The following is a 14,018-nucleotide window of genomic DNA, read 5'->3' as shown; positions in this document are numbered from 1 at the left end:
GTTTCGCCCCATGGCGCACTCTCCATTTACCATCGGCATCATCCAGGACTCGGCGAGTCACGACGCGGCGGAAACCGTCGCGCTCTCTGTCGCACGAGTTCGTGAAGCGGCAGCGCGCGGCGCGCAGATCGTCTGCCTCAAGGAACTCTTCAACGCGCCGTACTTCTGCAAGTCGCAGAAGTGCGAGCGATTCGATCTCGCCGAATCCATTCCGGGTCCAACGACGGATCGTATGCAGGCGCTGGCGAAGGAGCTCGAGATCGTACTCATCGTGCCGATCTTCGAGCGCCAGGCGGCTGGGGTATACCGCAACTCCGCGGCGATCATCGATGCCGACGGCTCGCTCCTCGGTGTGTATCGCAAGATGCACATTCCAGACGATCCGCTCTTCAACGAGAAGTACTACTTCACGCCGGGCGACGCCGCGATCGACGATCGCATCGACGCGATTGGCAATATTGCCAAGCAGGCCAGTGGCTTTCGCGTCTGGAAAACACGCTACGCCAACATCGGCGTGTTGATCTGCTGGGATCAGTGGTATCCGGAAGCGGCGCGCATCACGTCGCTGCTCGGCGCGGACATCCTCTTCTATCCCACGGCCATCGGCTGGCATCCAGCGGAGAAGGCGGAGTTCGGAAAGGCGCAGGTCGAGGCGTGGCGCACAATGCAGCGGTCGCACGCGATCGCGAACGGCGTATTCGTCGCGTCGCCGAATCGCGTTGGCCACGAAGACGAGCCGGGCACGAATGGCATCGAGTTCTTTGGCAATTCGTTCATCGCCGATCCGTTCGGTCGCATCATCGCTGAGGCGGGAACGGATACCGAGATTCTCGTCGCGACGTGCGATCCGCGCATCATCGAGGACACGCGTCGGAATTGGCCCTTCTTGCGTGATCGTCGCATCGACGCCTACGCGCCGATTCTGAGCCGTTACCTCGGCGCGTAGCGCGCGCTTCACACGGACGTTCGATGAGCTATCGTTTTCCGGCCGAATTCGAGCCGCACGCCGCAACGTGGATTGCGTGGCCGCACCACGAGCCAGATTGGCCCGGTAAGCTCGCGCCCATTCCGTGGGTGTACGCGGAGATCGTGCGCGTGCTGCACCGGCACGAGCGCGTCGAGATTTTGTGTCACGACGAGATCGTGAAGACCGACGCCGAGGCGGCGCTGGCGGCGCACGGTGTTGCCGGTAACTATCGTCTTCACGTGGTTCCGAACGATCGCGTCTGGCTTCGCGATTCCGGCCCCACAGTCGTTCGGCGCGATGACGGAAAGAACGTTCTGGTAAACTGGAAGTTCAACGCGTGGGCGAAGTATCCGAACTTCGAGCTCGACGCGAAGGTCGGCGAAGCGGTGCAACGAATCACGGGACTCGAACGCATCGAGCCGGTGCGCCCCGACAACGGCGAGCGCGTGGTCCTGGAAGGCGGCGCGATCGACACCGACGGTCAGGGTACGCTCCTCGTGACCGAAGAGTGTCTGCTCTCGCCGATACAATCGCGCAATCCAGGCCTCACGCGCGACGGCTACGAACAGGTTTTTCGCGACGCGCTTGGCATTCGGCAAACGATCTGGTTGGGTGAAGGCTGTGTCGGTGACGACACGCACGGCCATGTCGACGACATCGCGCGCTTCACGGCGCCTGACGTGATCGTCCTCGCCTATGAAGAAGATCCAGCGGACGACGAGAACCATCGTCGGTCGGTGGACAACTGGGATCGGCTGCAGCTCGCGGGCGGCAGCGACGGCGTGCTACGCGTCGTGAAACTCCCCTACCCTCGCGCCGTCGAGATGAATGGCGAGCGGCTTCCCGCGAGCTACGCAAACTTCTACATCGCCAACGAGGTTGTGATCGTACCGACCTTCAACGATCCCAACGATCGCGTTGCGCTCAACACATTGGCCGAACTGTTTCCCGATCGTCACGTGGTCGGCATTCACGCCGTCGATCTCGTGTGGGGACTCGGCACACTCCATTGTTTGTCGCAGCAACAGCCGCAGGGTAAGTAGTCACGCAAACTTGAGGAAACACTCATGGGCGAGATGGTGACGTTCAAGGCCAATGGTCGGACCGCTGACGGATACCTCGCCAAGCCGGCCTCGGGCCGCGGTCCGGGAATCATCGTCATTCAAGAGTGGTGGGGCCTCGTTGGGCACATCACCGACGTTGCCGACCGATTCGCCGCCGAAGGGTTTTTCGCACTCGCGCCGGATTTGTATCACGGCGAGAAGACCAAGAGTCCCGACGACGCCGGCAAGCTGATGATGGCACTCAACATCGCCGAGGCGGGCAAGGACATGCGTGGCGCCGCGGACTACCTGGTCGGTCTCGACGGAGTATCACCCAAAAAGGTCGGAACCATCGGGTTCTGCATGGGCGGCCAGCTCGCGCTTTTCGCGGCAACGGACTATCCCGATCGCATTGGCGCAGCAGTGAACTTCTACGGCGTGCACCCTGCCGTTACGCTCGACGTCGCGCGGCTGTCGGGGCCTGTGCTGCAGCACTTCGCGACGCGCGACAAATCGACGCCGCCAGACGTCGCCAACGCTCTCACACAGCGAATCCGCGATGTCGGGCAACAGGTCGAGACGCACTTCTACGAGGCAGACCACGCCTTCTTCAATGATCAGCGCCCAGCGGTCTACAACGCCGAAGCTGCGAAGCTGGCGTGGGATCGTACCCTGAAGTTCCTGCGGTCGGCCCTGGTGTAGTTCGAGCACGGGAAAACGACGAAGGGCACGAAGGAATCGAATTCCTCCGTGCCCTTCGTGTTTTTCGTAGCTCAACCGCCGATCGCTATTTGTCCGCCGGCGTCGCGTGCTTCTCGAGCCCGTACGTGCGGAGCTTGCGAGCCAGCGTTGGGCGCGAGATGCACAGGATTCTCGCCGCCGCGCTCTGATTGAAATCCGTGAGCTGTAGCGTGAGCTCGAGCGCTTCACGCTCGATGTCCCGCAGACGCTTGCCGTCGGCCGGAATACGGATTTCGCCGAAGGTCGTTGCGCCGCGCACTGCACCCGCACCAGTACGACGCTGATTGATCACGAGGTGATCAGCGCCAATGAGCGGGCTGTCCGACACCACCATCGCGCGCTCGATGACATGCTTGAGTTCGCGGACGTTGCCCGGCCAGCGGTGCGACCGCATCAGCGGAATCGCGTCGAGACCGAGTTGACGGCGCGGAATGCCCTGCAGACGCGATGCGTCGGCGAGCAGACGATCGGCAATCAACCGCGCGTCGTCTTCGCGCTCGCGCAGCGGCGGGAGTTCGATACGCAGGACGGCAAGGCGGGCGAGCAGATCTTCGCGGAACAACCCAGCCGTGACGTAGTCCTCGAGACGCGACTTGCTCGACGCAATCACGCGGCAATGCACCGGCGACTCGTTGCCAATCCCGAAGCGCGGAATGCTGTATTCCTCGAGCGTGCGAAGCAGACGGTCCTGCAGGCTGACCGGTAGCTCGCCGATTTCATCGAGGAACACCGTGCCGCGTCCCGCGAGTTCGAGCACGCCAAGCTTGCGCGGCGCATCGCTACGAGCCGACATGATGCCGAACAGTTCCACTTCGAGCAGCGGCAGCGGAATCGATGCGCAGTTGATCGAGACGAATGGCGAGTTCGCATTCAGCCCGGCGTTGTGAATACACCGCGCGACGAGCTCTTTGCCTGTGCCGGCTTCGCCGTTCAGCAGCAGAGTGCGAAGAGGAGTCGTTGCGACCCGACGCGCCATGTGCAGCGCGTGACGCATTCCCGCGCTCTCCGCGACGATGGCTGCAAACTCGTCAGCCGCTTCGCGTGAACCGGGAGCCGCTTGTTTTAAGGATGGCGCTGTCATGGTAGGAGTACGATCGAGAAGAACTGCCTTCGCGCATGTGCGTGAGCGACACACGCCTTCTCACATCAGTATCGGCAGCCAAACGCGGAAACCGCACAGCGGCTTTGTGGCCGCCGTGTGAGACATCTCACAGCGTCGCGACGTTAAGCCGCTTGTGTGGTGCTGCCGAGGGCAATGCGCAACACGGCCAGGCGCTCAGCGACGCCGGCGAAGCCCAAGGCCTCGACTTCGGGGCTGAGTTGGTCGATCAGCGCGATCAACGCCTCTGTCGAACGACGGAGCGACGGCGCGCACTCGGCCACGAGATACGCAGCGACGTACGGGTCGTATCGGCCCGCAATTGCCACTGCTTCGTGCAGCAGTCGCATGGCGTGAGCATCGTCACCACGTTCGGCCGCGAGACGGATTCGAAGCGCGTCGACGAGATCACGGCCCTGGAACCACCATTCAGGACGCGGCTCCACGTTCGCGCGAATCCAGCGCATGGCATCTTCAGCCACCGACCGAGCCCCAACCGCCAGCGCCGCCAATGCCTGCCCCGCGCGGGCACCGAGTTCCACGTCCGGCTGGCCGATCCGCGCGGCAACCGCCACGACCTGATCGTACAACGCCGAGGCAGTGGCCCAGTCTTCGCCCTCGCGCGCCAGGTGCGCCATGTTGTACAGCGTCGCCAATCGATGCGACTCGTTCGACGACTCGGTGAAGCGCTCCAGCGCCTCGCTATATCGCTCGCTTGCCAGATCGGTCTGTCCGCGCCGCAGATACAGTACGCCGAGATTGAGCGACGCGAGACCAGCAAGATCCACCGCGTGAGCGCTCGTAGCGGCTTCGAGCGCACGGTCGTACGCCGATTCGGCCGCGGGAACCTGACCCGCGCGCTGGTGGATGATGCCGATGTTGATGTAGCAACGGGCTTCGCCGCAGCGGTCGCCCACGGTTCTGAAGAGAGCGAGCGCGCGATGATAGTTCTGGCTCGCTTCGTCCGAGCGACGGTCCATCATCGATGTGCCGAGCCGCGTGAGCGCTTCCGCCATGAGCCGACCGTCGTTCGCTTCCTCGGCGGCAGCGACTGCGTCACGTGCAACTTCCTCTGCGTCCTTCCAGTCGCCGAGGCGACCCTGGTATTGCGAGATCATGTTCAACAGCGCGGCCTGCTCCGATCGATCACCGAGCATGCGCGCCTTGTTCAGCAAGTCGCGGCAGGCCGCAATCGTTTCCGCAGCAGGTTGCCCCTGCAGAGCACGCGTGCGTTCACGCATTCGACGAAGGCCGAGAATGGCATGATCGTCTGCGCGACCGGCAAGACCGGCGAGAGCGCGATCGCACAATTCTTCGGTGAGCGCATAGCGCCCTTCTGTTTCCGCGACTTCGGCCAACCGATGCAGCGCCTGCGCACGCTCGACCGGTTCACTCGCCGCGCGCTCCGCGATCTCGAAGAAGCGACGCGCGTCGGCGTGTGCGTATACAGTGAGCGCCGAACCGCCTGCGGCCATCGCGTGTCGGAAAGCCTTGTGGGGAATTCCGGCGCGATCGTAGTGAATGGCGATCTCCGCGGCGTTGTCCGGCACACGCTGCTCCATCGCCACGGCGACCCGCTCGTGAATTCGCGCCAGGCGGCGTGGATTGATCGTACGCCGAACGGCGTCCACGAGTAGTCCATGCGTGAACGAGAAATCGCTGCCGCTCATCTCTCGCGCCGGCTCGATCACTGCGTGCGCCATGCCTTCGTCGAGTGCGTCGAGCACTTCGTCTTCGGGGCCGGCACCCGCAGCCATAGCGAGGTCGATGTCGAACGCCCGGCCAATCACCGCGGCCGTGTTGAGAATCCGGCGAGTGTTGGCCGATAGCCGTTCGAGGCGACGATCCATGAGGCCGGTGAGCGCCGCGGGAAGATCGCGCTCGCGCTCCGATCGAAGCGCCCAGCGACCGTGCTCGTACCGCACTGCGCCGTCGTCGAGCAACATGCGCACGAGCTGCGTGGCGAGTAGCGGATTGCCTTCAGAGTAGCGTTGCAGATAGGCGAGCAGTTCGCGGCTTGCGTCGCCCGCGAACACACCGGCCAGCCACTGTTGCACTTCGGCCTGCGTGAGGCGCGACAGTTCGATTTCGCTGAATCGCTCATCGCGAAGGAGGCGATGGCGACGTTCCGATGCTTCACCGCGTGTATCCTCGGAACGCATGGTGAGACAGATGAGCAAGCGCTCCTGATCGAACTGCGCCATGACATGCTCGAGCACGTCCCACGTCGCCGAATCCGACCACTGCATGTCATCGAGAATGATGACGGTCGGGCGCGCGGCGGCGGCGAGTCGCAGATACTGCACGATCTCGTCGAACAGCGTGTACTTGTTTCCACTCGGCTCGTGCAGTCCGGAGCCGAGTGCAGGCACCAGGCGGGAGAGCTCGCGCCAATCATGCGCCGGAACGACGCCCAGTTGATGGATGCCAGCGATGACTTCTGCCCACGGCGCGTACGGCGGCTTCGCGTCCGCTTCAACGCAGCGTCCGGTGGCGAGCGATCCCGCACGCAAGCGTACCTCACTCATCAGGCGGCGCACGAGCGTCGATTTTCCAACGCCCGCTTCACCGACGACGGAAACGAGATACGGCCCGCTCTCCATCGTCGATTCGAGCAGACGCGTGAGACGTTGCATTTCCGATTCGCGACCAACGAACTGCTTCAGGTTGATCGTCGGTTCCTGCTCTTCCTGTTCGGTCTCGGCCGCCGATACGACGGTGTCGCGACCGCGACGCTTCGCTTCGTAGAGCGCGCGGTCGGCCGCTTCGAACAGCGAGTCGAAGTCAGTGTGGTCTGGACGCGCCGCGGCCACGCCAATCGAGAGCGACACCGAAATGGAGCCGGAACGTTCACGCAACGGAACCGAGGCCCGGCGAACGGTGCTACGAATTCGCTCCGCCAACTCCGCCGCTTCGTCAGCCGGCGTATGCGGCAGGAGTACAAGGAATTCGTCGCCCGCATATCGGCCAATGATGCCCGTCGATTGCGCGAGCTCACGGAGCGTTCCGGTGACGACGCGGAGCACCGCGTCGCCCTGCAAGTGGCCGTGCGTGTCGTTGACCGTCTTGAATTCGTCGACGTCGATTGCGATGAGCGAAATCGTGGCAAACGGACCACGCTCAGAGAGAATCTTGTTCGCGATATCGACGAATGGCCGGCGCATGAGCAGGCCCGTGAGATCGTCCGACGGCCCTGAGATGCTGAGATCGCGAACGGCTGCGCGATCGGCGGCCTTCGACTCAACCACGACCCGCTGACGGAGCGACGGCGCTCGTGTGCGCGTCAACTCCTCGAACTGCACGAACAGCTCTGGATCGAATTGTCGGCCGACGTCGGACCGCATGATCTCCATCGCGGCTTCATGCGATAGCGCGCCCTTGTAGCTGCGCTTGGACATCAGTGCGTCGTACACGTCCGCGATACAGAGAATTCGCGCGCTTCGCGGAATATCTTCGCCCGCGAGCTTGTCGGGGTAACCCTGGCCGTCCCATCGCTCGTGGTGCGAGCGCACCATCGGGATGACGTCGCCTGGGAAATCCATGTCCGACAGCATCTCGACGCCGGCGACCGGATGTCGCTTGATCAACTCCCATTCGTCGGGCGCGAGCTTGCCCGGCTTGTTCAGGATCTCCGACGGGATGATCAGTTTGCCGACGTCGTGCACGATCGCGCCAACGCGGAACCAGAACAACTCGCGCGGCTCGAGTCCAGCGCGCAGCGCCAGCGCGCACGCGAGATCGGCAACGCGCTCGCAATGGCCCTGTGTGTATCGATCCTTTGATTCAATCGAGCCGCTCCAATGCCGCACGGCATCGATGAAGCCGCGCTCGAGACGCGCATTGCGGCGATCGAGGTCGGCGAGATCGCGCTTGGCATTGAGCTGCGAGAAGATCCGATGGCCGCGATTCAGGTGCATCAGCGCGTCGCGATTGCGCCCCTGCTTGCGACAGAGCTCTGCGTGCTCGCGTGCGGTTTCCGCCGAGAGCAGCATGTCGCGACGGTCGACGGCGATGCGCTGCGCACGCTCGAAATGCTCTTCGGACACAGATAGCTCGCCCATCTCGCGAGCCACGGTCCCGAGATTCTTTTCGATCTCGCCGCGGCCAATCGAGTCCTGCGTCTGCGCGGACAATGATAGCGCGAGCTCGCACGCCGCCTTAGCGGCGATGAAATCGCCGCGCACGATCTCTAATTCGGCGCGGTTGACTTCAATGAGAATACGAGCCGGGATGTCGCCGAGCGCTTCAGCAATCTGTACGGCCTCTTCGAACGCGCGATTGGCGTCGTCCCAACGTTCGAGGTCGGTGCACAGCATACCCATGTTGTTCAGCGCGCCGAGCACTTCTTTCGGCGCACCAAGCGTGCGGTACGATGCGAGACTGGTCTTATAGTAGCGGAGCGTCTTCTCGTGATCGCCGCGAACGGCGGCGATGACGCCGAGATTCTGCGCCGTCATGGCGGCGAGCCGCGTTTCGCCCGAGTCGATGGCGTGCGAGCGCGCCTGGAGATACAGCGCCTCGGCCTGATCGAGGTGACCCTGCTGCTGTTCGACGTTCCCCTGCACGTTGATCGCGTGACCAATGGCAGCCGCGTCGCCGGTAAGCTCACCGACCGCGATGGCGGCCTCGAGACAGTCGCGTGCGCTGTCTACGTCGGCATCCAGCTGGTATGTGCGTCCAACCCAGCGCAGCAGCGACGACGCAACCCGACCGTCGTGCGCGCGCTTGAGCGAGTACAACGCGCGCTCATATAGAGAGCGGGCGTCGTCTCGCCGGCCTTCGCGCTCGGCTATCTGCGCCTGTTGGATGAGCACTTCCACCGAGGCCGCCATCGTCACTCGGGGTTCGCCACTGCGTGTCTCATGAGGGAGGGAGTAAAAAAAACTGACACAGGGGACGTGCGAACACGCACGCCCCCTGAGCCAGTATCGGCAGGTCTCAGCCGGAGGCCAGGATATAACCGGAGAACTGGCGCACGAATCGAATGTTGGTCAGCATCATCGACACCTGGCTCGGGTTGAGATGCGGGTGCGCCCGCGCGACTGATTCTAGGTCATCGAGGCTCAAATCCGCCGTGGACACCGAGAGGACGCTCTCGCCGCCTGCCGCGAGGTTGAAGGCGCCATCGCTCGGCTGATCATCGCCTGCCGCGACGTTGTAGCCGCTGAAGTGCTTGATGCGGCGGGTCACCTTACCGGTGAGCGGATTGCGAACCGTCAGCAGCGACACGTCCGTCTTCGACTCGTCGTAGCACGCACCGGTCGATTGCGGGCAGTACAGAATATTGAAGAACGGATCGAGCGCGGCCTCGGCGTCGGCAAACGTCAGCACAACCCAACCCGCAGCGCTGGCCGTTGGGACGAAGCGGAGATGCTTGTCGAAGTCGAGCCGAGCATGGCCACCCTTGTCCGTCCACGCCTTGACCTGAACGGTCGTCGTTATGGTCGCCTGAACGCACGGCTTGTCCCACTCGGTGACGCCGTACGTCGACTTGTTCGGGTCGCATAGCGAGTGCGCCGGGAACGTGATCGTGTTGCCCGCCCCGAGGTTGAAGACTGTCTGACGCGACGGGTCGATGGTGATGCTGAAGCGGATCGTGTCCCACGGCGTCAACGCCGTCGTGGCTCCGTTGCCCTGCCCATCTGCCGAGGCGTCGATCGCCTGGCTACGCGGTGCAACCGTGTTGTCGCTGCACGCGGCAAGTCCCGCGGTAATTGCGATCAAAACGGCGCTGAGTCCCTTGTTCATCAAAGCCTCCATCGGCACTTGACTGTTTGCTCATCGCCAGGAGTCCTCGACGGCGATGGGTGCAGCTTGCATGTCGAATTATCGGCGCAAGTTTCTGCGGATTAATCTTTCCTCAGCGACTGCAACACATCGTTGCAGAGTGGAACAATGTGACGCAGCGCACCGGTCGCGCTGCCGAGCAACAAAAAAAGCGCGTGCAATCAACCATCGATTGCACGCGCTCATTTGCCTCACGGCCGCGAACCCTATCGACGCTTCATCGCGCTGGATTCACCTGAGGCATCGTCGACACCTGCCGTGACGTTGTAGCCGCTGAAGTGCTTGATCCGTCGCGTCACCTTGCCGCTGATCGGATCATGCGCCGTGCGAAGGGACGCATCCGTCGCCGCTTCATTAGTGCACGCACTCGCGGGCGACGCACAGTATCGAATGTCGAACATTGGATCGAGCGAGGCCTGTCGATCGGCGAACGTCAGCACGACCCAACCCAGTGGCGTCGACGACGGCGCGAATCTCACATTCGGCGTGAAGTCCACGCGTGGATGTCCGCCTGCGTCGAGCCACGCCTTCACTTGAACCGTGACGGGCCGCGAAGCCAGCGAGCACGGTTTGTCCCATTCCGTCGCACCATACGACGATTGGCTTGCATCGCACAGCGAATGCGCCGGGAACGAAATCGAGTTGCCGGCGCCGAGATTGAAGTACGTCACTCGGGACGGATCGATCGTGATACCGAAGGATGTCGTATCGCGAACCGTCAGCGACTGCGTGACGCCGCCCGACGGCGCGATGGCCAGCTGATCGGCCGAGTCGTTCTGCGGTGCAACCACGTTCTCGCTGCAGCTCGCGACTAGAAGTGCGAACGTGAACGGTGCGAGTCTCGATGCAATCTTCACCACTGCCTCCGTCGGCATTCTTGCTCGTATTCGATGTGCGCCAGTTTCTCAGCGACCCGCGTCGATCGCGGACGCACCAGGCAACTCGAATTATCGGCCAGCACGCCACAGGGATAATCCGCGTCGGAGAATTGCAACGTCTCGTTGCACGTTGGCACGAATCGCATCAGGGCTTGGATCGTGCACCATGCGGCGAGAACGCCACTGACCACCCATGAAGCTCACTCTGCTGTCCGACACCGCCGTTCGCTTGGAGCCTGTTGGCGACTCGCTGACCATCGAGTCCGTTTTGCCTGAGCAGAGCTTCTCGCCCTTTCATATGATGGCCGGCGCACTGGGGCACTGTTCCCTGTCCGTGCTTTTCGTGTGGGCCGAGACCGCCGAACTGCAATCGAGCGATCTATCGCTCGAGGTTGCGTGGACGTTCGTCGAAAACCCATATCGCGTGGGACGATACGACCTGCGATTCACTTGGCCTTCGCTGCCGGCCAACCGTCTCGCCGCCGCTAAACGGGTGGTCGAAGCCTGCACGGTTCACGCGACGCTCCAGCATCCGCCCGAGATTGAAGTCGACGGAACGAACGCACCTTTAGCCGTCGGGACATCGGCCGCGACTTAGATCGCAAGGGCATAAGCTGTTACACCCCCAGCGTATGTGTCGTCATCGCTGTGCCAGGGCGACGTAGCTCGGCTCCCTTCCCAGGCCCGGCCGGATGATGTCGGTCTACAGACGCTCGCTACTACTGCTCGCACTCACGGCCTGCTCTCAAACGAAAGCGGGCACCGTTGTATTTGGCGCCGCAGGCCCATGGAACGAGGCGTACGGCGATGCCAACAAGAAAGGCATCGAGCTCGCCGTCGACGAGATCAACGCCAGCCCAGCCTGGTCGAAGGATCGCCGGCTCGAGATCGTTTTCGCCAACGACTCAGGCAACGGTGTTCGCGCCAGCGCGGTCGCTCAGCAGTTCGTCGATAGCACCTCGATCGTCGCCGTCGTTGGACACGTGAACTCTGGCGCCATGGTCTCGGCGGCGCACGTCTACGATAAACATCTCGCGGCAGTTGCCACCACGGCCACGTCGCCAAGCCTCACCGGCATTTCGCCCTGGGCATTTCGCGTCATTCCGAGCGACTCAGCCAACGGACTCACCATTGCACGCTTTGCCGACAAGCTCGGTCGAAAGCGCGCCGCCGTTCTCTACGAAAACAATCCGTACGGTCGCGGGCTCGCGGACAACTTCCGCAAGAGCTTCCACGGCCAGATCGTCAGCATCGATCCGATCGGTGAAGGCGAAGGCAACTTCGAAGTGTTCGTGAGCTGGTATAAGAACTCACATCCTGATCTGGTCTTCGTCGCGGGCACCGACGCGTCGGGCATCGCCTTTCTCAAGGAAGCGCGCAAGCAGCAGTTGACCGCGGACCTCGTTGGTGGCGATGGCTGGCAGACACTCGCACCCAATGCGCTCGCCGAGGGCATCTACGTTGGCGCTCCGTTCAGCGCGCAGGATCCTCGCCCTGAAGTGCAGGCGTTCGTCGCGGCATACAAGCGGAAATACAACAACGCGGTCCCCGACGGAAACGCAGCCTTGGCTTACGACGCGACGAAGCTGCTCGCTGCCGCGGTCGAGAAAGTTGGTCCGAATCGCATCAAGATTCGCGACTACCTCGCGAACCTGTCCACCGCCGAACAGTACGGCGGAGTGACCGGCACGATTCGATTCGGCGCCGACGGCGATCCAATCGGAAAGCGCATGGTCATGACGCGTGTCCGTCAGGGCGCGCTACTCGTGGAGTCGAACCAGTGAAGCGACTCTCACGCGTGCGCCTGAACACCATTCGCGGACGCCTGTGGCAGGGCTTCGGTGTGCTCGTCGCTCTGCTCGTTGTCGCCGGCGTCGTCGCACGACGGTCGTTCACGGGAATGTCCACGGCGATTACGCAAACCCTGGCCGAAGTTCAGACGGAAGCGCAGCTCGCGAGCTCCCTGTCGGCCGACATTGCGAAGACCATCGAGGCGGGTTCGCGCTATCTGGAAACGAAAGACTCCGCCGCGCAGAACGCCTTTAGACGCTACGGTTGGGCCGCGCACGAAATTCAGCGACAGATGAACGACCGCCCGAATCAGGCGGCCACGGAAGTCGCAATCGTCGCATCGATCGACAACAAGCTGTCGGCAATGGAAGTGTCGTACGCCATGGCCCACCGGCTCGCAGATCTCGGTCGAACCGAGGCGGCGCAGAGCGTCGCCATGAAAGCACGCGGCTCGATCGACGATCTGCTGAACAACATCGAGCGACTCGGCGCGGTCAAAGCACAGAAGGTTGCGACTGCGCGCCTACGACTGTCCGACGAAACCGATCGACGCTCGGCCTGGCTCCTTGGTTTGATCGGCATGGCGTTGGTGCTGGCCATTGTCGTCGTCATGTACACGGTGCGCCGAATCGGTGAACCGCTCGACATTCTCGTGCGGCATGCTCGTCGCCAGCGTGACGGCGACCTCTCGAGTCGCGCCGAAGGTGACATGCCGGGCGAATTCAGTATTCTCGCATCGGCCATGAATCAGACGGGCGAGTCGCTTTCGCGAATCGTTTCCGTCGCAGCGCGAACGGCGGAAGACGTTTCCAGCTCGGCGCACGATCTCGCGTCGGTGAGCGAACAGATTTCTCTGTCCGCGAGCCAGATGGCGACGGCGATGACGGAAGTGTCGCACGGTGCCGACGAGCAGGTGAAGAAGCTTCGTACCGTCGATGACACGCTGCAGGAAATTCGTGAAGCCGCCGACGGTGTAAAGGAACGCTCATCGGAAGTGACCGAGCTCGCGCGCAGCATCGAAGGCGCGGCTCAGGCAAAGCGAATCGAGATCGACCGGGCGCTCGGCATTCTCGTCGACGTGAAGACGAGCGTCGAACGCGCCGCCGAAGAAATCCGCGCGCTGAATAGCACGGTCTCCGACATCAATCGTTTCGTCGCGTCAGTCGGACAAATCGCCGATCAAACGAACTTGCTCGCCCTGAACGCCGCCATCGAAGCCGCCCGTGCAGGCGACGCCGGCCGCGGGTTCGCCGTGGTTGCCGACGAAGTGCGAAAGCTTGCCGAGCAGTCGCAAAAGGCGGCCGACGACATCGTCCACATGACCGGCGTAGTCACGGCTCGCGTCACCACGAGCACACGCGCCATGGAAGCAAGCGCCGGCCGCGTCGGCGAGATCGAGCGCGTGTCACGTGATATCGACAGTGCGTTGAGTGTGATCAGCCAGGCCGCCGAGCGCACACGCGTCGCAGCGGTTGGCGTAACCGGTGCGGCCGAGGCAAACGCCTACGCCGTCACCACCGCCGCATCGAGTCTCGAATCGATCGCCAAGACTGCCGAGGGCCACGCCGTAGCCGCCGAGCAGGTGAACGCGTCGACGCAGGAACAGAGCGCCGCATGCGAACAGATGACGTCGGCGTCAAATGTTCTTCTGGCCGGCTCCACGCAACTGCGAGAGTTGGTGGGCGGACTGAGAACGTGAGCTAGGCGCTGGG

At 63.0% G+C, this 14,018-nt stretch carries 10 protein-coding genes; 6 read left to right on the top strand and 4 right to left on the bottom strand.

Annotated features, from left to right (window positions below):
- Positions 1 to 10: 10 nt before the first annotated feature.
- Genes AC6H4Z_RS04835 through AC6H4Z_RS04825 form a run of 3 tightly spaced genes read left to right on the top strand, consistent with a single transcriptional unit; the run spans position 11 to position 2,712 of the window.
- Positions 11 to 946, top strand: coding sequence for a carbon-nitrogen hydrolase (locus tag AC6H4Z_RS04835; RefSeq protein WP_497545602.1), 936 nt, complete (start codon positions 11 to 13; stop codon positions 944 to 946).
- A gap of 23 nt (positions 947 to 969) precedes the next feature.
- Positions 970 to 2,010 carry an agmatine deiminase family protein gene (locus AC6H4Z_RS04830; RefSeq protein WP_497545601.1) on the top strand — a complete coding sequence of 347 codons (1,041 nt, stop codon included), beginning with the start codon at positions 970 to 972 and terminating at the stop codon, positions 2,008 to 2,010.
- A 24-nt stretch (positions 2,011 to 2,034) separates the two neighbouring features.
- On the top strand, positions 2,035 to 2,712 hold the full coding sequence (locus AC6H4Z_RS04825) for a dienelactone hydrolase family protein (protein WP_497545600.1): 678 nt from the start codon (positions 2,035 to 2,037) through the stop codon (positions 2,710 to 2,712).
- 85 nt (positions 2,713 to 2,797) lie between these two features.
- On the opposite strand, the gene AC6H4Z_RS04820 is transcribed toward AC6H4Z_RS04825, so the two are convergent.
- The 4 genes from AC6H4Z_RS04820 to AC6H4Z_RS04805 all read right to left on the bottom strand — a co-directional run bounded on the left by AC6H4Z_RS04820 (position 2,798) and on the right by AC6H4Z_RS04805 (position 10,512).
- A complete protein-coding gene (locus AC6H4Z_RS04820; RefSeq protein WP_497545599.1) occupies positions 2,798 to 3,832 on the bottom strand; it encodes a sigma 54-interacting transcriptional regulator in 1,035 nt (344 codons plus the stop codon).
- Between the two features lie 143 nt (positions 3,833 to 3,975).
- Positions 3,976 to 8,682: a tetratricopeptide repeat protein gene (locus AC6H4Z_RS04815; protein WP_497545598.1), complete on the bottom strand. Its 4,707-nt coding sequence runs from the start codon at positions 8,680 to 8,682 to the stop codon at positions 3,976 to 3,978.
- Between the two features lie 106 nt (positions 8,683 to 8,788).
- The gene (locus AC6H4Z_RS04810) at positions 8,789 to 9,598 is read right to left on the bottom strand and encodes a hypothetical protein (RefSeq protein ID WP_497545597.1); all 810 of its coding nucleotides are present in this window, start codon (positions 9,596 to 9,598) and stop codon (positions 8,789 to 8,791) included.
- Between the two features lie 245 nt (positions 9,599 to 9,843).
- Positions 9,844 to 10,512 carry a hypothetical protein gene (locus tag AC6H4Z_RS04805; RefSeq protein ID WP_497545596.1) on the bottom strand — a complete coding sequence of 223 codons (669 nt, stop codon included), beginning with the start codon at positions 10,510 to 10,512 and terminating at the stop codon, positions 9,844 to 9,846.
- A gap of 196 nt (positions 10,513 to 10,708) precedes the next feature.
- Here AC6H4Z_RS04805 and AC6H4Z_RS04800 point away from each other — a divergent pair, with 196 nt between their 5' ends.
- From AC6H4Z_RS04800 to AC6H4Z_RS04790, 3 genes are all read left to right on the top strand, one after another.
- Positions 10,709 to 11,113, top strand: coding sequence for an OsmC family protein (locus AC6H4Z_RS04800; protein ID WP_497545595.1), 405 nt, complete (start codon positions 10,709 to 10,711; stop codon positions 11,111 to 11,113).
- Between the two features lie 97 nt (positions 11,114 to 11,210).
- Complete coding sequence (locus tag AC6H4Z_RS04795) at positions 11,211 to 12,299, top strand: ABC transporter substrate-binding protein (RefSeq protein WP_497545594.1); 1,089 nt, start codon at positions 11,211 to 11,213, stop codon at positions 12,297 to 12,299.
- Positions 12,296 to 14,005, top strand: coding sequence for a methyl-accepting chemotaxis protein (locus AC6H4Z_RS04790; RefSeq protein ID WP_497545593.1), 1,710 nt, complete (start codon positions 12,296 to 12,298; stop codon positions 14,003 to 14,005). The genes AC6H4Z_RS04795 and AC6H4Z_RS04790 overlap by 4 nt, the downstream gene beginning before the upstream one ends.
- Positions 14,006 to 14,018: the final 13 nt, after the last annotated feature.

This window comes from Leucogemmata humicola (assembly GCF_055379415.1).
Note: the sequence above shows the minus strand (reverse complement) of the source record. Positions and strands in the feature narration are given on the sequence as shown.